This is a genomic window from Sphaerimonospora sp. CA-214678, assembly GCF_050942215.1.
Classification (GTDB): domain Bacteria; phylum Actinomycetota; class Actinomycetes; order Streptosporangiales; family Streptosporangiaceae; genus Sphaerimonospora.
The window spans coordinates 1,857,585-1,881,996 of sequence record NZ_CP192056.1 but is presented as its reverse complement, the minus strand read 5'-3'; the positions used below and the strand labels follow the sequence as shown (position 1 = coordinate 1,881,996).

The 24,412-nt window shown below is 69.1% G+C and carries 17 protein-coding genes; 10 read left to right on the top strand and 7 right to left on the bottom strand.

All coding sequences use genetic code 11. The features are described 5' to 3' along the window. Nucleotides 1–133: 133 nt before the first annotated feature. Nucleotides 134–949 (top strand): Fpg/Nei family DNA glycosylase, encoded by an 816-nt coding sequence (locus tag ACQP1K_RS08700; protein ID WP_433500352.1) that lies wholly within the window; start codon nucleotides 134–136, stop codon nucleotides 947–949. 53 nt (nucleotides 950–1,002) lie between these two features. Here ACQP1K_RS08700 and ACQP1K_RS08695 read toward each other — a convergent pair whose 3' ends face one another. Both ACQP1K_RS08695 and nrdR read right to left on the bottom strand, forming a co-directional pair. Beyond that, complete coding sequence (locus ACQP1K_RS08695) at nucleotides 1,003–3,846, bottom strand: vitamin B12-dependent ribonucleotide reductase (protein WP_433500351.1); 2,844 nt, start codon at nucleotides 3,844–3,846, stop codon at nucleotides 1,003–1,005. A gap of 163 nt (nucleotides 3,847–4,009) precedes the next feature. Further along, complete coding sequence (nrdR, locus tag ACQP1K_RS08690; protein ID WP_433500350.1) at nucleotides 4,010–4,471, bottom strand: transcriptional regulator NrdR; 462 nt, start codon at nucleotides 4,469–4,471, stop codon at nucleotides 4,010–4,012. A 796-nt stretch (nucleotides 4,472–5,267) separates the two neighbouring features. Here nrdR and lexA point away from each other — a divergent pair. Together lexA and ACQP1K_RS08680 are read left to right on the top strand one after the other, a co-directional pair. After that, nucleotides 5,268–5,981 (top strand): transcriptional repressor LexA, encoded by a 714-nt coding sequence (gene lexA / locus ACQP1K_RS08685; protein WP_433501520.1) that lies wholly within the window; start codon nucleotides 5,268–5,270, stop codon nucleotides 5,979–5,981. 123 nt (nucleotides 5,982–6,104) lie between these two features. Next, nucleotides 6,105–7,208 carry a MalY/PatB family protein gene (locus ACQP1K_RS08680; protein WP_433500349.1) on the top strand — a complete coding sequence of 368 codons (1,104 nt, stop codon included), beginning with the start codon at nucleotides 6,105–6,107 and terminating at the stop codon, nucleotides 7,206–7,208. 116 nt (nucleotides 7,209–7,324) lie between these two features. Here ACQP1K_RS08680 and ACQP1K_RS08675 read toward each other — a convergent pair whose 3' ends face one another. Together ACQP1K_RS08675 and leuS are read right to left on the bottom strand one after the other, a co-directional pair. Then, complete coding sequence (locus ACQP1K_RS08675) at nucleotides 7,325–8,992, bottom strand: cellulase family glycosylhydrolase (RefSeq protein WP_433500348.1); 1,668 nt, start codon at nucleotides 8,990–8,992, stop codon at nucleotides 7,325–7,327. A gap of 200 nt (nucleotides 8,993–9,192) precedes the next feature. Further along, a complete protein-coding gene (leuS, locus tag ACQP1K_RS08670; protein ID WP_433500347.1) occupies nucleotides 9,193–11,655 on the bottom strand; it encodes a leucine--tRNA ligase in 2,463 nt (820 codons plus the stop codon). Nucleotides 11,656–12,598: 943 nt separating this feature from the next. On the opposite strand from leuS, the gene ACQP1K_RS08665 reads away from it, so the two are divergent. Both ACQP1K_RS08665 and ACQP1K_RS08660 read left to right on the top strand, forming a co-directional pair. Next, nucleotides 12,599–13,438, top strand: coding sequence for a hypothetical protein (locus ACQP1K_RS08665; RefSeq protein ID WP_433500346.1), 840 nt, complete (start codon nucleotides 12,599–12,601; stop codon nucleotides 13,436–13,438). A 254-nt stretch (nucleotides 13,439–13,692) separates the two neighbouring features. Further along, nucleotides 13,693–15,219 carry a long-chain-fatty-acid--CoA ligase gene (locus ACQP1K_RS08660; protein WP_433500345.1) on the top strand — a complete coding sequence of 509 codons (1,527 nt, stop codon included), beginning with the start codon at nucleotides 13,693–13,695 and terminating at the stop codon, nucleotides 15,217–15,219. A gap of 103 nt (nucleotides 15,220–15,322) precedes the next feature. Here ACQP1K_RS08660 and ACQP1K_RS08655 read toward each other — a convergent pair whose 3' ends face one another. Both ACQP1K_RS08655 and ACQP1K_RS08650 read right to left on the bottom strand, forming a co-directional pair. After that, nucleotides 15,323–16,582, bottom strand: a complete 1,260-nt coding sequence (locus ACQP1K_RS08655; RefSeq protein ID WP_433500344.1) for a class I SAM-dependent methyltransferase — start codon at nucleotides 16,580–16,582, stop codon at nucleotides 15,323–15,325. Nucleotides 16,583–16,612: 30 nt separating this feature from the next. Then, a complete protein-coding gene (locus ACQP1K_RS08650; RefSeq protein WP_433500343.1) occupies nucleotides 16,613–17,983 on the bottom strand; it encodes an FAD-binding oxidoreductase in 1,371 nt (456 codons plus the stop codon). A gap of 401 nt (nucleotides 17,984–18,384) precedes the next feature. Between ACQP1K_RS08650 and ACQP1K_RS08645 the strand changes: the two genes are divergently transcribed. Then, entirely contained in the window at nucleotides 18,385–19,530 is a 1,146-nt protein-coding gene (locus tag ACQP1K_RS08645) for a CaiB/BaiF CoA transferase family protein (RefSeq protein ID WP_433500342.1), read from the top strand. Here the strand turns inward: ACQP1K_RS08645 and ACQP1K_RS08640 are convergent, their stop codons facing one another. Further along, on the bottom strand, nucleotides 19,531–20,004 hold the full coding sequence (locus tag ACQP1K_RS08640) for a GyrI-like domain-containing protein (protein ID WP_433500341.1): 474 nt from the start codon (nucleotides 20,002–20,004) through the stop codon (nucleotides 19,531–19,533). Between the two features lie 105 nt (nucleotides 20,005–20,109). Between ACQP1K_RS08640 and ACQP1K_RS08635 the strand changes: the two genes are divergently transcribed. The 4 genes from ACQP1K_RS08635 (at nucleotide 20,110) to ACQP1K_RS08620 (ending at nucleotide 24,407) form a co-directional block, all read left to right on the top strand. Beyond that, the gene (locus ACQP1K_RS08635; RefSeq protein ID WP_433500340.1) at nucleotides 20,110–21,549 is read left to right on the top strand and encodes a GuaB1 family IMP dehydrogenase-related protein; all 1,440 of its coding nucleotides are present in this window, start codon (nucleotides 20,110–20,112) and stop codon (nucleotides 21,547–21,549) included. 89 nt (nucleotides 21,550–21,638) lie between these two features. Then, on the top strand, nucleotides 21,639–22,259 hold the full coding sequence (locus ACQP1K_RS08630; RefSeq protein ID WP_433500339.1) for a general stress protein: 621 nt from the start codon (nucleotides 21,639–21,641) through the stop codon (nucleotides 22,257–22,259). A 48-nt stretch (nucleotides 22,260–22,307) separates the two neighbouring features. Continuing rightward, a complete protein-coding gene (locus ACQP1K_RS08625; protein ID WP_433500338.1) occupies nucleotides 22,308–22,682 on the top strand; it encodes an FKBP-type peptidyl-prolyl cis-trans isomerase in 375 nt (124 codons plus the stop codon). 198 nt (nucleotides 22,683–22,880) lie between these two features. Beyond that, entirely contained in the window at nucleotides 22,881–24,407 is a 1,527-nt protein-coding gene (locus tag ACQP1K_RS08620; protein WP_433500337.1) for an ATP-dependent DNA ligase, read from the top strand. Nucleotides 24,408–24,412: the final 5 nt, after the last annotated feature.

The following is a 24,412-nucleotide window of genomic DNA, read 5'->3' as shown; positions in this document are numbered from 1 at the left end:
GTGTCGCCTCGCCGCATCACCGCCCTGCGTCACCGGTCGCCCCATCGCACCGCCCGGAATCCCGACCGACCCATCGCATCGATAGTGTGGTGCTCCGCGTGATCCCCCACACGACCCGCCCGGAGCGACACGGTTGCCTGAAGGACACATCATTCACCGGCTGGCCGCCGAATACGGCAGCCATTTCTCGGAAGCCGGAACACCTGTCGGCGCGAGCAGTCCCCAGGGCAAGTTCTCGGATGGCGCCGCGCTGCTCGACGGACAGCGCATAGACGACACGGACGCCCATGGCAAGCATCTCTTCCTCGGTTTCGGCCCGTTGGGCTGGGTGCGGATCCACCTCGGGCTCTACGGGAGGGTCGCCTTCGGCCCCGCTCCCGCGCCCGCGCCCGTCGGCGCCGTACGGCTCCGCCTGACCAACGACACGAGCTATGCCGACCTACGCGGTCCCACCGCCTGCGAGCTGATCACCGCCGAGGAGAAACAGGCGGTGCACGACCGGCTCGGCCCCGACCCGCTACGCGAACACGACGACCCGCAGCGGGCGTGGGGGCGGATATCCCGGTCCCGGGGCCCGATCGCGGCGTTGCTCATGGACCAGAAGGTGCTCGCGGGCGTGGGCAACGTTTATCGGGCCGAGGTGCTCTTCCGGCACGGCATCGACCCCTACCGCCCCGGACGCGACCTGGACCGCGCCGAATGGGACGCCATCTGGACGGACCTGGTCGCGCTGATGCGCGAGGGTGTGCGGCACGGCCGGATCGACACCGTACGGCCCGAGCACACACCGGAGGCCATGGGACGGCCGCCCCGGGTCGACGACCACGGCGGCGAAGTCTACGTCTATCGCCGGGCCGGGCAGCCGTGCCTTGTCTGCGGAGGCGAGGTCCACACCGCCGACCTGGAGTCGCGCAACCTTTTCTGGTGTCCCGGCTGCCAGCCGCGCTGACACGCGGAAGAGCGGGGGAACCGACAGCGTCGGCTCCCCCGCCGTCATCTCGCTCAGCTGCAGCCGCTGGTGCTGCCGCAGCCCTCGCAGACGTAGCAGCTTCCGGCCGGGCGCATCTTCGTCCCGCAGGTCATGCACAGCGGAGCGTCGGCGGTACGACCCTGATGGCTCTCGAGAGGCGTCGGCGACATCTCGCCGGGTCGCGACGTCTCGCCGGCCGCCGCCTCCTGCGCCGGGTTCTTCTCCTCGATCGGGGCCGACTGGGCGAGGGCCGCTGTGTCCACGACCTCGTGGAGTGCGGCCGGGTCCTCCCCGCGCTGCTGTGACGTACGCTCGGCCGCCGACAGGACGCCGAGCGCGGCGCGGTCCTCGTACGACAGGTAGTCGAGGGCCAGCCTGCGGAAGATGTAGTCCATGACCGACTGCGCCATCCGGACGTCCGGGTCGTCGGTCATGCCGGCCGGCTCGAACCGCATGTTGACGAACTTCTGGACGTAGCTCTCCAACGGCACGCCGTACTGCAGGCCGATCGAGATGGCCACGGAGAACGCGTCCATGACGCCCGCCAGGGTGGAGCCCTGCTTGGACATCTTGAGGAAGACCTCGCCGACGCCGTCGTCGGGGTAGGACGAGGCGGTCATGTACCCCTTGGCACCGCCCACCGTGAAGCGCGTGGTGATGCTCGGCCGCTGGTTCGGCAGCCGGCGGCGGCGCGGACGCGGCACCTCGACGACCTGGACGACCTGCTTCTCGTCCGCTTCATCCGAGGTCTTCTTGGCGACCGACAGCGGCTGTCCGACCTTGCAGTTGTCCCGGTAGACGGCCAGCGCCTTCAGCCCGAGCTTCCAGCCCTCCATGTAGACCTGCTCGATGTCGTCCACTGTGGCCGATTCGGGAAGGTTGACCGTCTTGGAGATCGCACCGGACAGGAACGGCTGGGTGGCCGCCATCATCCGGACGTGGCCCATCGGGGCGATGGCCCGCTCGCCCATGGCGCAGTCGAACACCTGGTAGTGCTCCCGCTTCAGGCCGGGGGCGTCGACGACGTGGCCGTGCTCGGCGATGTACTCGACGATCGCCTCGATCTGCTCCTTCTGGTAACCCAGCTTGCGCAGCGCCCGCGGGATCGTCTGGTTGACGATCTGCATGGACCCGCCGCCGACGAGCTTCTTGAACTTGACCAGCGCCAGATCGGGCTCGATGCCCGTGGTGTCGCAGTCCATCATGAGCCCGATCGTTCCGGTGGGCGCCAACAATGAGGCTTGCGCGTTCCTGTATCCGTTCTTCTCCCCGGTGCGGAGGCAGTCCTGCCACTGGCGGGTGGCCTCGGCGTGAATGGCCTCGTCCATGTCGCCGAGCGTGCGCAGGTCGTCGTTGGCCGCCGCGTGCTTGCGTATGACCCGCTTGTGCGGCTCGGAGTTGCGCCGGTAGCCGTCGTACGGTCCCACGATCCCGGCGATCTCGGCCGATCGGCGGTAGGAGACGGCCGTCATCAGCGAGGTGATCGCCCCGGCGACGGCCCGGCCACCGTCGGAGTCGTAGGCGTGGCCGGCCGCCATGAGCAGCGCGCCGAGGTTGGCGTAGCCGATGCCGAGCTGCCGGTACGCCCGGGTCGTCTCGGTGATCTTCTCGGTCGGGAAGTCGGCGAAGATGATCGAGATGTCCATCGCCGTGATGATCAGCTCGGTCACCTTCACGAACGTCGCGATGTCGAATGTGTCGTCGTCGCGCAGGAACTTCAGCAGGTTGATCGAGGCGAGGTTGCACGAGGAGTTGTCCAGGTGGACGTACTCCGAGCAGGGGTTGCTGGCCGTGATGCGCCCGGTCTCCGGGCAGGTGTGCCAGTCGTTGATCGTATCGTCGTACTGCAGGCCCGGGTCGGCGCACTCCCACGCGGCCTGGGCCATCTTGCGGAAGAGGTCCCTCGCGTCGACCTGCTCGATGACCTCACCGGTCAGGCGGGCCCGCAGGCCGAACTTGTCACCGGACTCGACCGCCCGCATGAACTCGTCCGAGACGCGCACCGAGTTGTTGGCGTTCTGGTACTGCACGGACACGATGTCCTTGCCGCCGAGGTCCATGTCGAAACCGGCGTCGCGCAGGGCGCGGATCTTGTCCTCCTCCCGCGCCTTGGTCTCGATGAACTCCTCGATGTCCGGGTGGTCGACGTCGAGGACGACCATCTTGGCGGCCCTGCGGGTCGCACCGCCCGACTTGATGGTGCCGGCCGAGGCGTCGGCGCCGCGCATGAAGGAGACCGGGCCGCTGGCCGTGCCGCCGCTGGACAGCAGCTCCTTGGACGACCGGATCCGGGAGAGGTTGACCCCGGAGCCCGAGCCGCCCTTGAAGATCACGCCTTCTTCCTTGTACCAGTCGAGGATCGACTCCATCGTGTCGTCGACGGCGAGGATGAAGCACGCGCTGACCTGCTGGGGGGAGGCGGTGCCGACGTTGAACCACACCGGGGAGTTGAAGCTGAAGATCTGGTGGATCAGGGCGTGCTTGAGCTCGTGATCGAAGATCTCCGCGTCCTCGTCGGTCGCGAAGTAGCCGTGCTCGGCGCCGGTTCTGGTGTAGACGCCCACCACCCGGTCGACGAGCTGTTTCAGGCTCCACTCCCGCTGCGGGGTGCCGACCGCGCCGCGGAAGTACTTGCTGGTCACGATGTTGGTCGCGTTGACCGACCAGAAGTCGGGGAACTCCACGCCGCGCTGCTCGAAGTTGACCGAGCCGTCGCGCCAGTTCGTCATCACGACGTCACGGCGCTCCCAGCGGACCTGGTCGTACGGATGCACTCCGGGGGTCGTGAAGACGCGCTTGATCTTCAGACCCTTCCGCGAACGTCTGCTTCCGCGATCCCCCGCGCCTGTCGCGGTGCCGTTCGCGATCTCCGTCATGACTTCCCCCTTCTAGGGACCGTGGAGCCCCTTCGTGTCGGACCATGTACCGGACCATGTGCCCAACCACGTGCTTGACCTGTTCGGACTGCTCGACCACGCTGCTCGACCACGCCGCACGAACACATCGTCGCGCGCGGAGCGGGGACCGGATCGGCCCCTGTCACCCTTCGGTGCCGGTTCGCGCCGACCTGAGCTGCTCGATCTCCGCCTCGAAGTCGGCGAGCGTCTCGAATCCCCGATAGACGGAGGCGAAGCGCAGGTAGGCGACCTCGTCGAGGTCCCGCAGCGGGCCGAGGATGGCCAGCCCCACCTCGTGCGAGGGGATCTCGGCCGCTCCCGTGGCCCGGATGGTCTCCTCCACTCGCTGCCCGAGCTGGGCCAGTGAATCCTCGCCGACCGGTCGCCCCTGGCAGGCCCGCCGCACCCCTGCTATCACCTTGTCGCGAGAGAACGGCTCGGTGACCCCGCTACGCTTGCTCACCATCAGCAGCACGGTCTCCTGGGTGGTGAACCTGCGCCCGCACTGGGGGCAGGAACGCCTCCGCCGGATGGCCGCTCCGTCCTCTGTAGATCGGCTGTCGATGACCCGCGTGTCTGGATGGCGACAGAACGGGCAGTACACGCCATCGCCTCCTTCAACGCGTCCCATAACACGGCAAAGCACGAAAACCGCAGGTCTGAAACCATGGGTTTGACCACAAGGTCTTGGGAACTTACACCGATGTGACTACTAGATGTTGTGGTCCAACCGTAGGAGCGCCCGACCTTGAACGCAAGTTGGAAGCCGCCGCGGGAGAGAAGTCCCCTGTTCATCCGGCGTGTCGCGACCGGCCTCCCGGCGGGGCGCTCCGCGACACCCCGCCAGGACCTCCCAGGGGACCCCGGACAGACGCCGCCGACCGCGACCACGGACGGACGACGGCACAGACCGCGACACAGAGCACGATTCGGACCGCGACACAGAGCACGATTCGGACCGCGGCACAGAGCACGACACGGACAGCGGCTCGAACGGGGCCTCAGACCGGGACAGCAGACGGGGCGTACCAGAACTCCACCGCCGAGATGTATGTACGGTCCGGCGATCCAGAGCGTGAAGGGTCTGGACACTTGTTCGAAAGTCGCCGCATTCTTATCCAGATCCCTACATCCCACCCCCGCTCCACCGAATCCCCATAACGAGGAAAATCTGGAAAGTCGAACACGATGTCGATCGAACTCCCGTACGATGTGATGGAACGCCAGGATCTGCGATTTAACGGAAAATCGAACAATTGTTTGAAGATGATCTTGAATCGCGGTACGGTCACCCTGAGGAGTGCGGAAACTCTGCGCAACGCGGGGAACACGGAGCGAAACGGCGCAAGCGTCCGGGCGTCCACGACAGGTGACACAGGAAACAGGGATTGAGAGGTGGCATCGTGAGTGACCGAAGCGCCAAGGCGGATGACGCCGGCGACCTCGCGGTTCGCAGGCGTGACGCGCTTGGCCTCACCCCGAGGCAGCGCAAGATCCTTGAGGTGATCCGGGATTCGGTCCAACAGCGCGGCTATCCGCCGTCGATGCGGGAGATCGGAGAAGCGGTCCACCTCACCAGCACCTCCAGCGTGTCACACCAGCTCACGGCGCTTCAGCGTAAGGGATACCTACGCCGTGACCCCCACCGTCCCAGGGCCCTGGAGGTCCGGCTGCCCGGCGAACCGGTCCTGTGGGTCGACCCGGACGCCCCCCAGGAGGAGGGCGGCTACAGCCGTCCCACCGCCGCCTTCGTGCCGCTCGTCGGTCGGATCGCCGCGGGTGGGCCGATCCTGGCCGAACAGAGCATCGAAGACGTGTTCGCACTGCCCAAGCAGCTCGTCGGCGAGGGCACGCTGTTCCTGCTCCAGGTCTCCGGTGACTCCATGATCGAGGCGGCGATCGCCGACGGCGACTGGGTCGTCGTACGGCAGCAGCCGGTCGCGGACAACGGCGACATCGTGGCCGCGATGATCGACGGTGAGGCCACGGTCAAGACGTTCAAGCGTAAGGACGGGCACGTGTGGCTGATGCCGCACAACCCCAACTACGAGCCGATCCCCGGCGACGAGGCCACCGTCCTCGGCAAGGTCACCGCGGTCCTGCGCAAGCTCTAGTGAGTGTCTGACGCCCATACTCAAATCTGGCGGCTCCGCGGTCGGGTATGCCGTGGAGCCACAGATTAAGGTGGTTCGGTGACTTATGAGTGTGATGTTCGGGATGAACTGAATTCGCTCACGTTGACCGCCTGCCGAGCCCGTGACGGGATCAAGTGGGCGGCCGTTCCCCCGGATGTGATCCCCTCCTGGGTCGCCGACATGGACTTTCCGGTCGCCGCCGTGATCAGAGAGACCATCGCACGCCGAGCCGCAGCCGACCTCGGCTACCCCACCTGGCTGGAGCAGCCCGGCAGCGGCCCGCTGGCGGAGGCGTTCGGCGAACGCATGGAGAACCGGTACGGCTGGCGCCCCGATCCCGGCCATGTGCGGACGTACACGGATCTCAATCAGGCACTTCAGGTGCTGCTGCAGCTGACGACCCGGCCCGGCGACCCTGTCGCCCTGCACACGCCGGCCTACAACTCGTTCCTCGACACACTCCGGGACATGGACAGGCGGGTGCTGCCGATCCCGATCGGGCCGGACGGACGGTTCGAGGTGCCGGCCGAGCCCGCGCCCGTACTGCTCCTGGTCAATCCGCAGAATCCCTCGGGACGCGTCTTCACCCGCTCGGAACTGGACGCGCTGGCCGAATACGCGGAGCGTCACGACGCACTCGTGATCTCGGATGAGATCCACGCCGATCTCGTCTACTCCCCCGGGCATCACATCCCCTTCGCCACGATTCTTCCCGACCGCACGGTCACGCTCGCTTCGGCGTCGAAGGCCTTCAACATGGGTGGGATACGCTGCGCGGTCGCGCATATCGGGGCGCGAGCCGTACGCGCGGCCCTGGACGGCCTGCCTCCGCACATCTACGGCGCGCCGGGCGTGCTGGACGTCGAGGCGTCGGTCGCCGCCTGGCGACACGGCGACCCCTGGCTGAAGGAGATCCTGCGGATCCTGGACCGCAATCGCCAGTTGATCGCACAACGGCTTCCCACCCAGGTCGGTTATCGGATGCCGGAGGGGACCTACCTCGCGTGGCTGGACCTGTCCGCTTACGGGCCCCCGGTGGCGGCGGACGCCGCCGGTTTCCTGGAGCGGGAGGCCCGGGTCAAGCTCGGCCCGGGCCCCCTCTACGGCGGCGGCGGCGCCTTCGTCCGTCTCAACTTCGCGACGTCGGAGGCGATCCTGGAGGAGATCCTGTCCAGGATCGCCTCCGCGCTGGGCTCACGGCGCTGAACCGAGAACGCGGAGTCGAGAACGCGGAGTCGAGGTGACAGAGCCCAGGTCGCGGAGTCGAGGTCACAGAGTGAGGTCGCAGAGCCGACGCGCGGCTCTGCGACCTTCTCCTGGGCTCAGGACGCGGTGCAGCTCACCGGGGACGGCACGCCGTTGGTGCCGCTCCAGGTGCCGTTGAATCCGAACGCGGTCGAGGCGCTCGGCGCGAGCGCGCCGTTGTAGTCGACGTTCGTCACGGTGACCCCGGCGCCGCTGTTCGAGACGGTGCCGTTCCAGAGCTGGCTGATGCTCTGGCCGTTCGGGAAGTTCCAGCCCACGGTCCAGCCGCTGATGGCGGCCGTCCCGCTGTTCTTCACCGTCACCTCACCCTGGAAGCCACCGGGGTATTCGTTGATCACCTTGTACGTGGCCGTACAGGCCTTGTCCGATCCACTCGGCGAGGGGCTCGGCGTCGGGCTCGGTGTCGGAGTGGGTGTCGGAGTCGGCGTCGGCGTGGGAGTCGGCGTCGGTGTCGGAGTCGGCGTCGGTGTCGGCGTGGGAGTCGGCGATGGAGAGCCTCCGCCCACCGGCGGGATCAGGTACGGCTGGAGGATGCTCTGCTTGGCCTGGTCGACCGTCGTCCAGTCGTCCTTCAGGATGCCGCCCGTGTCACCCGAGTTGGGGTTCCACGACCAGTAGGTGAACGACATCCCGTTGACGCCGGTGCCCAGGTACTTCATGAGCTCCTGCAGCCAGATCTTGTCGATGTTGTTGGCCAGCGTCGTGCCGAACTCGCCCACCATGATCGGCGCGATGTTCTGCTTGTAGAGGTAGCCCCAGTACTTGTCCCAGATCGCCGGCATGTTGGCCGGGTAGTTGGGGTCGTCGAACCACTTCTGGTGATAGACCGAGGTGGCGTACTCGTGCGGCGAGTAGACCAGCCGGTTGGCCACGTTGAGCCGCACCGGGAAGTCCTTGGCCTTGGTGAGGTTGCCGCCCCACCAGCCGCAGTCCTCGTCGTTGCTGGGATCGTTGTCCCAGATGTTGGACTCCCCGCCGCTGGGGCAGCTCACACCCTCGACGAAGATCAGCCAGTTGGGCTGCACCGACAGGATCGCGTTGCCCGCCCGCTCGGCCGCCAGCCGCCAGTCGCGCGACTCGTCGCCGCAGCCCCAGCAGGAACCCTTCGCGTTCGGGTTGGTGCCCTCGGCGTGCGGCTCGTTGTGCAGGTCGGCGCCGATCACCGTCGAGTTGCCCGCATACCGCCTGGCGAGCGACTTCCAGTTGTCGATCCAGGTGCTCTCCGGGACTCCGGAGACGTACCACAGCGCGCTCTGCCCGGCGCTGGTCGGCCGGTGCCGGTCGAGGATGATGCGCATCCCCTTCTGGCCCGCGTAGTCCACCACCTTGTCGAGGATCTCCAGCGGAGACAGGCCGACCAGGTCGGGGTTGGTGTAGGTGTTGACGCTGGTCGCGACGGCACCGGGCTTCACCGCGTCGTCGGAGAACGGCACCCGGAGGGTGTTGTAGCCCAGGTTCGCCATCAGGTCGATCTGGCTCTTCCACGGATTACTTGACCACAGCCCGTGGAAGGTCTTGTTGTCGGTCTCCATGCCGAACCAGTTGATGCCGGTCAACCGTACGGTCGCGCCCGTGCTGTCAACGATCTTGTTGCCGTTGGTGTGCAGGTAACCGCTGCCGGTGCCGGCCGCGTAGGCCGGCGACCCGGTGACTCCGGTGACGGCGAGCACGGTGGCCGCCGTCACCGCCACCGAGGCCAGCCCGCCGAGAATCCGTCGAGACAAGACGTGCCTCCCGCCCGGGGGCGCGCCGACGTGAGCCGACCGGCCAGGCGCACGCCCCAGGACCACCGCTCATGCGGTGGATGGTCGTGGCATGCCCTGACCGCACGCCTGAACAATATGAACGTTTATGGCTCGCAGGCCATTTTGTCGGCTCCGACCGCCCAGCGTCAACGTTTGCCCGGGCCGCCCCGGCGGCCACGCTAAGGAACGATGTTGACCAGCTTCGGCGCCCGTACGATCACCTTGCGCGGGGCTCCATCGAGGTAGTGCTGGACCTTCCCCGACGCGAGGGCGAGCGACTCCAGCTCGGCGTCGGTGATGTCCGGTGAAACCTCCAGCCGGTCGCGCACCTTCCCCGCCACCTGGACGACGCAGGTGACCGACTCCTGGACCAGCAGCGCCGGCTCGGCGACCGGCCAGCCCGCCTTCGCCACCGACGGCGCGTGGCCGAGCCGTTCCCAGCCCTCCTCCGCCGTGTACGGTGCGACCAGCGACAGCATGACGGCCAGGGTCTCGGCGGCCTCGCGTACCGCCGGGTCGGCGGCGCCCGGCCCGGAGTCGATCGCCCGGCGCGCGGCCGTGGTCAGCTCCATCATGCGGGCCAGCGCGACGTTGTAGCGGTGCGAATCGATCAGCCGGGTAGCCTCGTCGATGGTGTGGTGGGTGACCTTGCGCAGCTCCAGGTCGCCGGCGGCGAAGTCGGCTCCGGGGGCGGACGCGGCGCCCGCCTCGGTCATCACGCGCAGTGCGCGGGCCAGGAACTTCTGCGAGGCGGCCGGGGAGACGTCGGCCCAGTCGATGTCGTCCTCCGGCGGCCCGGCGAACAGCATCGTGAACCTGACCGCGTCCACGCCGTACGCGTCGATCTGCTGGCCCAGGTCGACGCCGTTGCCCAGCGTCTTGGACATCGCCTTGCCCTGGTTGATCACCTGGCCCTGGTTGAGCAGGCGCAGGAAGGGCTCGGTGAAGTCGACCATGCCCATGTCATGGAGGACCTTGATGAAGAACCGCGCGTACAGCAGGTGCAGCACCGCGTGCTCGACGCCGCCGACGTACTGGTCGATCGGGCCCCACTTGCGTACGCGCTCGACGTCGAAGGGTCCGTCGGTGTAGTCCGGGTTGCAGTAGCGCAGGTAGTACCACGACGAGTCGACGAAGGTGTCCATCGTGTCGGTGTCCCGCCTGGCGGGGCCGGAGCACTTGGGACAGGCGACGTTGACCCACTCCTCGGCGCTCGCCAGCGGGGAGATCCCCTTGGGCGCCAGCGCCTCACCGCGCATGTCGGGCAGCGTCACCGGGAGCTGGTCGTCGGGGACCGGCACCTCGCCGCAGTCGGCGCAGTGGATGATCGGGATCGGGGTGCCCCAGAACCGCTGCCGCGACAGCAGCCAGTCGCGGAGCCGGAAGTTGACCGTGGCCCGGCCGGTGCCCCGCTCACCCAGGACCTCGATGATCTTCTTGATCGCGTCGGCCTTGGACAGGCCGTCCAGCGGCCCGGAGTTCACCAGCGTGCCCTCGCCCGGCGTGGCGACGCCGGTCTCCCCCGGATCGGCCAGACCGGTGTGCACGACGACCCTGACCGGCAGGCCGAACTTCCGCGCGAAGTCGAGGTCGCGCTGGTCGTGCGCGGGCACCGCCATGATCGCACCATGGCCGTAGTCGGACAGCACGTAGTCGGCCGCCCAGACCGGGATGCGCTCGCCGTTGACCGGGTTGATCGCGTAGGTGCCCAGGAAGACGCCGGTCTTCTCCTTCTCCGTGGACAGCCGCTCTATGTCCGACAGCTTGGCGACCTGTGCCTTGTAGGCGGCCAGCGCCTCGCGCTGGTCCGGCGTGACGATCTCTTCGGCGAGCGCGGCGTCCGGGGCGACCACGAAGAAGGTGGCGCCGTACAACGTGTCGGGCCGGGTGGTGTAGACGGTGACCGGTTCTTCGCGGCCCTCGATCGGGAACTCGACGTCCGCGCCGGTGGAGCGGCCGATCCAGTTGCGCTGCATGGTCAGCACGCGCTCGGGCCAGCCGCCCTCCAGCTGCGCCATGTCGTCGACCAGCCGGTCGGCGTACTCAGTGATCTTGAAGTACCACTGGGTCAGCTCGCGGCGGACCACCTCGGCTTCGCAGCGCTCGCAGCGCCCAGCGACGACCTGCTCGTTGGCCAGCACCGTCTGGTCGACCGGGCACCAGTTGACCAGGCCGCCCTTGCGGTAGGCCAGCCCACGCTCGAAGAAGCGGATGAACAGCCACTGGTTCCAGCGGTAGTACTCGGGGTCGCTGGTGTGCAGCCGGCGCGACCAGTCGAAGGACACCGCGTACCGCTTGAACGAGTTCGCCTGGGTGTCGATGTTCGCGTACGTCCACTCGGCGGGGTGGGCGTTGCGCTTGATGGCGGCGTTCTCAGCGGGCAGGCCGAAGGAGTCCCACCCGATCGGGTGCAGGACGTTGTAGCCCTTCTGGAACCAGTAGCGGGCCAGGACGTCGCCGATGGCGAACACCTCGCCGTGTCCCATGTGAAGGTCACCGGAGGGGTAGGGGAACATGTCGAGCATGTACCGGCGCGGCCTGGGGTCCTCGGGGTCCTCAACGCCGGCGAAGGTGTCCAACTCCTCCCACCGCGGCAGCCACTTGGCCTGCAGTGCCTGGGGGTCATACACCGGTTCGTCCACTTCCACTCCTCGCCCGGCGGCTGCTACGTGATCAGAATCCCCGCTCCGCGAGGTCCCCGCTCCGGCACGGGATCAGATGGGCGGCCGGGAACACGGGCCCGAACAGGGTGGCGGAGCGCCAATAAAGGTTAGCGCAGACGGCAACCGCATCGCCGACGACCAACCCGGGCTGACGTCGCAAGTCAAACTACGATACCCGATGGTGACAGATCCGTTGTGACCTCTTATGTCCCGTTAGTTTACTGTCTTCGCTGTGGCCGACACCTTCCCGCCGTCGGGCCTGCCGATGCAGGACCCGCCTACCGACCCCTCGGGCGAGCAGTTTCGCGGGGCATTCCCCGGTTTCCCTGCGACACCCCCCGCGTCACGTGAGACCATGCCAGGCACCCCCAATCCGGGCATGATCGCGGGAGGTAGCATGCCGCCGGACCCCAGCGAGCCGCAGCGAGCACCCGACTGGCCGGAGGTCCCGCCCGCCCGGCCGGACCCCGGAGGCTCGCCCTTCACCCCCACCGTCCGATCGTTCATGGCGGCCTCGCCGCACTCCGGTCCACAACACGGGGGCCCAGATCACGGAGGTCCAGAACACGGGGGCCCAGATCACGGCAGCCCCGGCTACCGCGGCATGGGACGCCGCAGCATGGGATACGGGGGCCCAGCATACGAGGGCTCAGGACACGGGGGCCCAGGACACGGGGGCCCAGAACACGGGGGCCCAGAACACGGGGGCCCAGCATACGAGGGGTCAGAAGAGCGGTTCCCGAGCCGCCGCGGGCCCGACCCCGGCCCGGGCGGCCCGGACCCGGACCACCGTACGGCCCACTTCGACCATCAGGCCACGCATCCCCGGCCGCGCCCCTCCGCCGCCCATCCGCAGACGCCCGCCGCACCGCCGATGCCGCCGCCGCCCCCGCCACCGCCGGACGATCCGTACAAGCCGTTCGTGACGGCTGGGCAGATCAGCGGGCCGAAGACACCGCCGGCGCACCGGCAGCAGGAGCTGTGGAACACGGTCTTCGGGGAGAACTACGACGCCATCGACGAGTATGAGGACGACGAGGGCGGCCGGCCGGTCTGGCTGTTCGCGCTGGGCGGCTCGGTGCTCGTCGCGCTGGTCGGGGTGCTGGTGTGGGCGTTCGTCGCCGGTCCGCTCAGTTCGTCCAGCGAGGCCGACACCGAACCGGTCACGCCGTCGGCCAAGCCGTCCTCCTCGATGGTGGCCAAGCCGCAGTCGAGGTATCCCACACTGCCGAGGTTCAAGGGAAAGGCCTCACCCGTCAACGGCACCATCGCCGACGAGACGGGCCGGATCACGGTGCCCAGACTCGGCGGGAAGTGGCTGCTCGACCCGGACGGCCAGACCGTGCAGGCGAAGTACGGCTTCGCCGGCAGGCAGCACGTCCAGGGGGTCCAGGGGGCTCAGGAGGCCGAGCTCATGTGGGGCCCGCTGTCGCAGACGCTGGCCGCGAAGTACACGACGCCGGACAAGCTCGCCCCGGTGGTCAACGCGGTGGCCGTCTACGCACGGCAGGCGCTGCTGCCCAAGGGCAACAAGGCGACCAAGATCGCCCAACAGAAGCTGACGCGCAACGGCAAGACCGGGCTGCTGTCCGCATACAAGATCACCTCAGGCGTGGACGAGACGACGATCGTGGTGGCGGCGCTGGACACCGGTGGCGATCTGCCGGCGGTCGTCTACATGGCGGTCCCCGGAGACCAGTCCGACCTGCTCCCCGACGTCAACACGGTCTTCCGGTCGATCCGCCCGCTCAAGCAGCAGTAGCGACTCCGAGCCGGGCCCTCCGGCGGCCGTCCGGCCGTACGCCGCATCCAGAACGATCTCCGGAGAGCCCGCGCTCACGGCCGCACCGGCCCACGCGAACCGGCGCGGCCCGCGAGCTCAGCATGCCTTTGCCTAATCCAGATCGTTAGGTGACCTGCATCACAAAATGTGATACCAACCGGTAGGTATGTGACCTCGGGCACATATCACCGGAAATACGGGTCACCACACCCCCGATAACGGAGGAGGGGCAGATGCTGAACCTGTCCGTCGTGCTGGAGGACAGCGCCAGGGAACATCCCGACCACACGGCCGTCGTCTACGAAGATCTGCGTCTGCCCTACTCCCTCGTCGATTCCATGGCCAACCAGGTCGCGAACCTGCTCGTCTCGCGCGGTATCGGCCGGGGCGACAAGGTGGCGCTGGCCTGCCCCAACCTGCCGTACTTCCCGTTCGTCTACTTCGGCATCCTGAAGGCCGGGGCGGTCGTCGTCCCGCTCAACGTGCTGCTCCAGTCGAGGGAGATCGCCTACCACCTGGACGACTCCGAGGCGAAGGCGTTCTTCTGCTTCGAGGGAACACCGGAGCTGCCGCTCGGCGAGCGCGGGCGGAAGGGTTTCGAGAGCGCGGCGCGCGCCGAGCACTTCTTCGTGCTGCCCGCGACGCCGCTCGCGACCGAATCTCCGTACGGCGAAAGCCTGTGGGCCGCGCTCGACGGAGTGCCGGGGACCTTCGAGACCGTGGCGACCTCGGCCGACGACACCGCGGTGATCCTCTACACCAGCGGCACCACCGGGCAGCCCAAGGGCGCCGAGCTCAGTCATCAGAACATGCTGCTCAACGCCATAGTCAGCGACGAGATGTTCGCCCGGCATGAACAGAACGTCTACCTCGCCACGCTGCCGCTGTTCCACTCGTTCGGCCAGACCGTGGTCATGAACACCGGGTTCCGGCGGCACGCCACCATCGTCCTGATGCCGCGATTCGAGCCGGTCGCGGCCCTCGAACTCATGACCCGGGAGAACGTCACCTCGTTCGCGGGGGTGCCCACCATGTACTGGGCGATGCTCGCCGCCGTACGCGCCGGGCGGGCCGAGGTGCCGACGTCGCTGGCCACGGCCGTCTCCGGTGGCTCGGCACTGCCGGTCGAGGTGCTCAAGGACTTCTCCGCGACGTTCGGCGTCGGCATCCTGGAGGGCTACGGTCTCTCGGAGACCTCGCCGGTCGCCTCGTTCAACCAGCCGGGCAGGCCCGCCAAGGTCGGCTCGATCGGCACTCCGATCTGGGGCGTGGAGATGCGCCTCGTCGACGCCGACTGGAACAACGCCGACGACATCGGCGAGATCGCCATACGCGGGCACAACATCATGAAGGGCTACCACAACCGCCCAGAGGCGACCGCCGAGGTCATGCGGGACGGCTGGTTCCGCACCGGCGACCTCGCCCGGCGCGACGAGGACGGCTACTACTTCATCGTCGACCGGGCCAAGGACATGATCATCCGCGGTGGTTTCAACGTCTACCCCCGGGAGCTGGAGGAGGTCCTGATGACCCACCCGGCCGTCTCGCTCGCCGCGGTCGTCGGGGTGCCCCACGATTCCCACGGCGAGGAGATCAAGGCGTACGTCATCCGCACCCCGGAGGCCACCGTCTCCGAGGAGGAGCTGGTGGCCTGGTGCCGGGAGAACATGGCGGCCTACAAGTACCCGCGGATCGTCGAGTTCCGCGACGCCCTGCCGATGACAGCGACCGGGAAGATTCTCAAGCGGGAGCTGCGGTAGGCCCTGCACGGCCGTGGCGGCCGCCGGGGCTTCACGCCGCCACGGCCGCCGCCACGACTTCGATGTTCTTACGGTTCTTGACGGATATCGGTCTCGACGGCGGCTATGGCCAGTGGAGGGACGGACGCAGTGCGACCTGCGATCGTCCCCGGTCGTCGGGCCTGACCCCGAGCACCTGGTGGAGCTGCACCTTGTTGCGCTCGAAGCCGACGATGCAGCCGGCCATGTAGAGCCGCCAGACCCGGGCCGTGCCCTGGCCGACCTCCTCGACCGCCTCGTCCCAGTGGGCGTCGAGGTTGGCGCACCACTCGCGCAGGGTCAGGGCATAGTGCTCGCGCAGGTTCTCCTCGTGACGGATCTCGAAGCCGATGTCCTCCATCTGGCGGATCAGGTGGCCGACCGACTCGAGCTCCCCGTCGGGGAAGACGTACCGGTTGATGAAGCCGCCCTTGTTGAACGTCTTCTCGGTCCCCGTCGGGCGGGTGATGCAGTGGTTGAGCAGCCGGCCGCCCGGCTTCAGCTTGCCGTACAGGAAGGAGAAGTAGGCGGGCAGATTGTCCTTGCCGATGTGCTCGGTGAGGCCGATCGAGCTGACCCGGTCGAAGCCGGTCTCCGTCACGTCGCGGTAGTCCATGTGGCGGACCTCGGCGAGGTCGGTCAGCCCGGCCTCGGCGATCGCCTTCTGCGCCCACTCGGCCTGCTGCCGGGAGAGCGTGACGCCCAGGGCCTTCACGCCGTACTCCTTGGCCGCGTGCATGACCATGCCGCCCCAGCCGCAGCCCACGTCGAGCAGCCGCATTCCCGGCCGGAGGTCCAGCTTCTTGGCCACCAGGTCGAACTTGGCGTACTGCGCCTCCTCCAGCGTCGAGTCCTGCTCGGGGAAGACGGCGCAGGTGTACGCCATCGAGGGGCCGAGCACCCACTCGTAGAACCGGTTGGAGACGTCGTAGTGGTGCTGGATCGCCTCGGCGTCGCGCTGCTTGGCGTGACGGCTGCCCAGCTTCGCCAGCGCGCTGTGGCGCATCTCCTGCGGCGGGAGATCGACCCGCATCATCAGGGGCTTGATGCCGAGCGACCGGACCGCGTCGATCTTCTCGCGCAGCGACAGGTCGTGCAGCGTGATCGACCACATATGGTCGAGCAGGGTGTACATGTCGCCGTGGACATCGATGTGGCCCGAGATGTAGGCCCGTGCCAGGCCGAGCTCTCCGGGCGCCTGCGCCAGATGGGCCACAGCGGCGGGGGTCTTCACCTCGATCGACACGTCTGCGTCCGCAGGGCCCGTCGCGCTGCCGTCGTAGGCGGTCAGACGGATGCCCGCATCGGTACCAACGATCTTCTCGAAGATCTTCGCAAGAGACAATCTGCACCTCTCTTGGCTGTCACGTACCGCCTATCTACCCCGGACGCACTTGTCGTACAGGTCGAGCAGACGTCCGCCCGGGTCGTACGCGCGTTTGACCGGCCAGTAGGCGTCCCCGTTGTACAGCCGCCAGAACTCCTCCCGTTCGTAGAACGAGGTCGAGTACAGCGACTTGTGGCCGTCGAGCCGGTGAACCGCCTGCTCGATCAGCCGGTTGTAGTAGCCGTCGTACTGGCCACGCGGCAACGGGACCATGCCCCAGAAGCCGAAGTTCACATAGAGGCGGCCGGGCTCCAGCGGATAGAGCGACCACTCTGCCGTCGACTTGAGCGGGCACATCCACACGGGCGTCATCCCGACCTCACCGGAGAAGAAGTCGAGGAACTCGGCGCCCCGCTCGACCGGCACCTCCACGTCCTGGATGACCGACTCCTGCGCCGGGTTGCCGCGCCAGCGGTCGACGCGGGCGGTGACGCCGTACCGCTGGTCGAGCCCCACGAGCCTGCGGTAGACGTCCGACCGGAGCCAGCGGCGTGGCACCAGCGAGCGGACCAGCGGCTGCTGCACGCCGAAGGCGCGCGAGCACCAGAACCAGTCGGTGTCCCACCGCCACAGGTAGTCGCGGATGGTCAGCCAGTCGCGGGAGCGGCTGCGGATGGACTGGTAGTAGATCCGCATACCGGTGTAGTCGGACGTGTAGGGCGCTCGGTCCGAGAACGTGCCGACCGTGATGTACATCTCGTTCGGCCCGAAGTAGGTGCCGTCGACGAAGTCGGCCGGCTCGCCGTCGTACGCGCGGTTCTCGCAGATCTCGTGCATGGCCAGCATGCACTTGTCCGCCTCGGTGAACCGGATGTGGGTCAGCCGCACGAACGGCTTGACCCGGGCGAGTTTGATGCGGATCCGCAGGGCGTACCCGAGCGTGCCGTAGGAGTTGGGGAAGGAGCGGAACAGGTCGGCGTGCTCACCCTCCGGCCGGGCCACGACGACGCGCCCGTCCCCGGTGAGGATCTCCATCTCCTCCACGGACTCGTGCGGCAGACCGGCGGAGAAGCTGGTCGACTCGATGCCGAGGCCGGTGACCGCGCCGCCCAGCGTGATCGTCTTGAGCTGGGGCACCACGTACGGCATGAGCCCGTGCGGCAGGGTCGCGTCGACCAGGTGCTCGTACGTGGTCATGCCCTGCACCTCGGCCGTCATCGTCGACGGATCGACCTGGATCACCTGGTCGAGGTCGCGGGCGGACAGTGCGGCCGTCCTGGCGGGCGCACGGAAGCGGAACAGGTTCGTCGTGGCCTTGGCCAGGCGGGGCGCGGCGCCCTCCGGGATGGCCGCATAGGATTCCCTGATCTGCTCGACCGCCTTCTCATGGGCGGTCATACTGGCCGTGCGCTCTGGCATGGAACCACCCCCTGGATAGTGAGATCGTCTCCGGGTCGGATCCGGCCGATCTCCCTGCCTGTCTGCGGCACGTCCGTCTGGCCGATCCTCGCTACGGCAAAGATCCACCGGACACTCCCTTGCACGCTATCCCCCGAGAACGTCGCAAACCAGAGCCGACACGTTACGCCCGCGAAAACTCTCCGGTTCGTCCGCGACGCCGGGGGAACGACGCCATCGAAGGGTAGATCGTATCTCTTTTCGATTCATCGGCCGAGCCGGGGTCTGTTTCACCCGATTCGCGCATCCACGGCGACCGAATCATGTTCTATTCTCCGCGTAGGGAGTGACCCGGGCACGGCCCGGTGCGACCGAGCGCGAGGACGTCTCGGAGGACACACGGAGGACACGCGGAGGACATCATGGAGGAGCCCCGGAAGGGCCCGCTGGCCGGGGTGAGGGTGCTGGAACTCGCCGGCCTGGCGCCCGGGCCGTTCGCGGGCATGATGCTGGCCGACCACGGCGCGCAGGTGCTGCGGATCGACCGGGTCGAGGCGGTCACCGACAGGCCCCGGCGGGACGTCATGGACCGCGGCAAGCGCACGATCGGCCTCGACCTGAAGTCGCCCGAGGGCGTCGCGGCCCTCAGGAGGCTGGCCGCCCGCGCCGACGTGCTGATCGAGGTGTTCCGGCCCGGCGTCGCCGAGCGGCTGGGGATCGGCCCGGCCGACCTGCACGCGGTGAACGAACGGCTGATCTACGGCCGGCTGACCGGCTGGGGTCAGGAGGGGCCGCTCGCGTCGGTGGCGGGGCACGACATCGACTACATCGCGATCTCCGGTGTGCTGTCGCGGCTCGGCCGGGCGGGCGGCAAGCCCACTCCCCCCGTCAACCTCCTCGGCGACTTCGCCGGCGGCGGCCTCATGCTGGCCTACGGCGTGCTGCTCGCCCTGTTCGAACGCGAGCGCACCGGGCGGGGCAGGGTGATCGACGCCGCGATGGTGGACGGCGCGGCGCTGCTGTTCGCGATGTTCTACACCGGCATCGCCGACGGCCGATGGGGTCCGCGCGGCACCAACCTGCTGGACACCGGAGCGCCGATGTACGACACGTACGAGACGGCCGACGGAGGGTTCCTGGCGGTCGGACCGCTGGAGCCGAAGTTCTGGGCGGAGATGCTCGACCGGATCGGCCGGGTCGCGGACGTGACCGACCTGCCGAGCCGGGACGACCCGGCCGTGTGGCCGCTGCTGCGCGATCGGCTCACCGCGATCTTCCGGTCCAGGACCCGGGCGGAGTGGGAGCGGCTCTTCGAGGGATCGGACGCCTGCGTCTTCCCCGTGCTGGACGTGAACGAGGCCGTCGCGTACCCGCACAACCGGGCGCGGGAGACGTTCCTGGAGATCGACGGCGTACCGCAGCCGGCCCCCGCCCCGCGCCTGCTCGGCGGCGAACGGCGGAGGGAACCCGGCGAACTGGCGCCCGCCACCCGCCTCCACGACCTCACCGAGTGGGGCCTGCCGGAGGACGAGGCCGCGGCTCTGCGCGAGGCCGGTGTGCTGGCCTGATCAGGATTCTCCGAACGACGGCAGGACCGCGACGTACAGGTCGGCCCCGGCCGGGTGATGCACCTCGAGGTCGGTGGTGTAGGCGCGCACGGGGGTGTCGCCCGACTCCGTGTGCTTCCACACCTGCTGCCACGTCTCGAGCAACGCGCCCGGCATCTGGCCCCGTGCCTCGAACAGCATGGCCGGGACACCGGGGACCCGTACGGCGACCATGCCCTCGGGAAGCCGTGCCGCCGTGCGCACGGCGATGCCCACGATCTGGGTGTAGGCCCCGGTGTGGCCGCTCTCGTAGTCCGTCAGCACCGCGTAGAGGTTCTCGTCGACCCGGCCCGGCACGTGGGCGAACGCTCCGGGAGATCCGGCACGCGTCCACAGTCCCGGCAGCTGGGCACGCGCCGGGTCGGCCTCCGCCGCGTTTGTCGTCCGCACGGCGTAGCCGACGACGAGCACCTCCGGCCGGTCAACGATGATCACAGCTTCTCCTCTCAGGCGAGGTCAATGTATCCGGTACCCGGGTCTCCCCTCGTCCCGGGCCGGGAATGCCCGACTATGACCGCTCACCACATAGGCTGGACAAACGTGCGATTCCTCAATGATGTGACGCCGCCCTACGATCTCACGTACAGCGATGTCTTCATGGTGCCCTCCCGATCGGCGATCGGGTCGCGCCTGGACGTCGATCTCTCGACGAACGACGGCACCGGCACCACGATCCCCATCGTGGTCGCCAACATGACCGCCGTGGCCGGGCGCCGCATGGCGGAGACCGTGGCCCGCCGCGGCGGCATCGCCGTGCTTCCGCAGGACATACCGATCGACGTGGTGGCCGAGGTCGTCCAGTGGGTGAAGGGCCGCGACCTGGTCCACGACACCCCGATCACGCTGACGGCCCACCACACGGTCGGCGAGGCGCTGAGCCTGCTGCCCAAGCGGGCGCACGGCGCGATCATCGTCGTTGACTGGCAGAACCGCCCGGTCGGGGTCGTCACCGAGGCCGACTGCCAGGGGGTGGACATGTTCACCCAGCTCTCCCAGGTCATGTCGGCCTCGCCGCAGACGCTGCCGCGCGGGACCGACCCGCAGGCCGCGTTCGACGCGCTGCACGAGGGACGGCACCGGCTCGCCCCCGTGGTCGACGCCGACGGCGCCCTGGTCGGCATCCTCACCCGTACGGGAGCGCTGCGCTCCACGCTCTACCGGCCCGCCGTCGACGCGGAGGGCCGCCTGCGCATCGGCGCCGCCGTCGGCGTGAACGGCGACGTGGCCGCCAAGGCCAAGGAACTGGTGGAAGCGGGCGCCGACCTGCTCGTGGTCGACACCGCCCACGGCCACCAGGAGAAGATGATGACCGCGCTGCGGGCGGTCCGCGCGCTCGACCCGGACGTGCCGGTCGCGGCGGGCAACGTCGTCACCGCCGAGGGGGTCCGCGACCTGGTCGAGGCGGGGGCGGACATCGTCAAGGTCGGCGTCGGGCCCGGCGCGATGTGCACGACCCGGATGATGACCGGCGTGGGCCGGCCGCAGTTCTCCGCCGTGCTGGAGTGCGCCGCGCAGGCCCGGGCCCTGGGACGTCACGTGTGGGCCGACGGCGGTGTGCGCCATCCACGCGACGTCGCGCTCGCGCTGGCGGCCGGCGCGTCCAACGTGATGATCGGTTCGTGGTTCGCGGGGACGTACGAGTCGCCGGGCGACACCCGGATCGCGCCCGACGGCCGCGCGTACAAGGAGAACTACGGCATGGCCTCGGCCCGTGCCGTACGGCTGCGCACCGCCGAGGACTCGCCGTTCGAGCGGGCGCGCAAGGCGCTGTTCGAGGAGGGCATCTCGACGTCGCGGATGTATCTGGACCCGGCACGGCCGAGCGTCGAGGACCAGATCGACGCCATCGTCGCCGGGCTGCGATCGTCCTGCACCTACGCGGGAGCGGCCGACCTGGAGGAGTTCCACGAGAGGGCCGTCGTGGGCGTGCAGAGCGCCTCCGGATACAGCGAGGGCATGCCGCTCCACCAGAGCTGGTGAGCCCGCCGTCGCCGCCCGGACAGGCATATCCGCCGTCCGTCGGGTAGTGCGGTCATGCAACGACGACCGCACTACCCGCGGAGGCGAACATGTTGGATTCCCCGTCCAGGGGACGGCTCACCCCGGCGGCCGACCGGCGCCCGCTGGTCAGCTACGACAACTACGCGGCGGCCCAGCGCACGGTCGACGCCCTGTCCGACGCCGGTTTCCCAGTGGAGACGGCCGCCATCGTCGGCACGGACCTGCGCCTGGAGGAGACCGTAACCGGGCGGCTCACCAACGGCCGGGCCGCGTTGACCGGTTTGATCAGCGGAGCGGTCTTCGGCTTCGTCGTCGGTCTCTTCCTGGGGCTGTTCACCACGACGACGACCTCCTTCGTCTGGCTCGTGCTGTGGTCGATCCTCTGGGGCGCCATCGCCGGGGCCGCCTTCGGTTTCGTCAGCCATGCGTTCACGGGCGGCGTCCGCGACTTCTCGTCCCGCAGCTCGATCGTGGCGGGCCGCTACGACGTGCTGGTGGGCGCCTCCGTACTGGATCGGGCCCAGGCCCTGCTGCAGGGCGGGCAGGCGCCCGCGGACACCGTCATCGTCGAACGCCCGCCGACCGCGGGCCCGGCGGCCGGCACGACCAACAGGACGAAGGACACGGAGACGGACGCGGGCCGGGGCTCCGCCCGGGACACGGCACGGTACGACGGGTCCGGCCGGTAGAGTCGATCACCGGCCGGAAGCCCCGGCGTGAGAGGACAGGAGACGCACGTGACAGCGGAGAAGCCCGAGATCGACTTCCCCGAGGGTGAGCCGCCCGCCGACCTGGAGATCGTCGACCTCGTCGAGGGGAACGGGCCCGAGGCCAGGGCGGGACAGGACGTCACCGTGCACTACGTCGGGGTCGCCTTCTCCACCGGCGAGGAGTTCGACGCGTCGTGGAACCGCGGCCGGCCGTTCCAGTTCCCGCTGGGCGGCGGCCGGGTCATCGCCGGATGGGACCGCGGCGTGATCGGCATGAAGGTCGGCGGTCGGCGTCGCCTCACGATTCCGCCGCACCTCGGGTACGGCGATCGCGGCGCAGGCAATGTCATCAAGCCGGGCGAGACGCTCATCTTCGTCGTCGACCTGCTCGGCGTCGGCTGACGTACCGATTCAGCGCGGCGGGCCGCCGGCGTCGATGACGGGCGGACGATCGCGGTCGCCGGATCCACCCCGGACACCCGGCTCCCCCGCCGCTCGCCCGGCGTCCGATCACGGCGATCGCGCCGGTGGCCGTCGCGGTGCCGTGCCGACACCACCCTCGCGTAGCCGGATCCGGCGGTCGTGAGGCAGGATTACGGTGTGTTGCTGATCGACCTCGCCCGCACGTCGGCGGCCGTCGCCGCCGACCGGGCCCGTACGGCCAAAATCGCCCATCTGGCCGAGCTGCTGGGCCGGGTCGGGCCGAACGAGGCGGAGATCGCGATCGCCTACCTGGCCGGTGAGCTGCCACAGCGTCAGATCGGCGTGGGCTGGCGGAGCCTGCGCGACCTGCCCGAGCCGCGTCAGGTCGCCACGATGACCCTCGCCCAGGTCGACGCGCTGCTCGACCGCATCGGGTCTCAGGCCGGCCCCGGCTCGCAGGCGGCACGCCGGGGGCTGCTCGGCGAGCTCTTCGCCACGGCCACCCGGCAGGAGCAGTCGTTCCTGAAGCGGCTGCTGACGGGAGAGCTTCGCCAGGGGGCGCAGGGCGGCGTGATGGTCGAGGCGATCGCCAGGGCGGCACAGGTGCCCGCAGCCGAGGTCCGCCGCGCGCTGACCCTGCGCGGCTGGCTTCCGGCCGTGGGGGCCGCCGCGCTGAGCGGCGGCGTCGCTGCGCTGCGCGCGTTCCGCCTCGAGGTCGGGCGCCCGGTCGCGCCGATGCTCGCGCAGAGCACGCTGAGCGTCGCCGCCGCGCTGGAGAAGATCGGGGGACCGGCCGCGATCGAGTGGAAGCTCGACGGCGTGCGGGTGCAGGCCCATCGGCGGGACGAACAGGTGACGGTGTTCACCCGGACGCTCGACGACATCACCGCTCAGGTCCCCGAACTGGTCGAGGCCGTCGCCGCGCTGCCCGACACCGACCTGGTGCTCGACGGTGAGGTGATCGCGCTGCGGCCCGACGGCCGCCCGGAGCCCTTCCAGGTCACCTCCGGCCGGGTCGCGAGGAAGACCGGGGTCGACGAGATGCGTGCGGCCGTGCCGCTCAGCGTCTTCTTCTTCGACGCGCTGCGCCTGGGCGGCGCCGACCTGCTCGATCTTCCGGACAAGGAGCGGCACGCCGCGCTTGAGGCGGCCGTGCCGGCCGACCTGATCACCCCGCGCCTCGTCACGGCCGACGCCGGGGAGGGCGAGGAGTTCTTCGCCGACGCCCTGCGGCGCGGTCACGAGGGCGTCGTGGTGAAGTCCCCGGGCACGCCGTACGCGGCGGGGCGGCGCGGAGCCGGTTGGATCAAGGTGAAGCCACGGCACACCCTGGACCTCGTGGTGCTCGCCGCCGAATGGGGCAGCGGCCGGCGCCAGGGGTGGCTGTCCAACCTCCACCTGGGCGCCCTCGACCCCGAGAACGGCGGCTTCGTGATGCTCGGCAAGACCTTCAAGGGCCTGACCGACGAGCTGCTGACCTGGCAGACCCAGCAGTTCCTGCGGCTGGCGGAAGGTCCCGCCGACGACTGGGTGGTCACGGTCAAACCCGAGCTCGTCGTGGAGATCGCCTTCGACGGCGTCCAGCGGTCGAGCCGCTACCCGGGCGGGATGGCGCTGCGGTTCGCCCGCGTGCTGCGCTACCGGCCGGACAAGCGGCCCGACGAGGCCGACACGGTCGAGGCGGTCCGCGCGCTCCTGCCCTGAGCGGC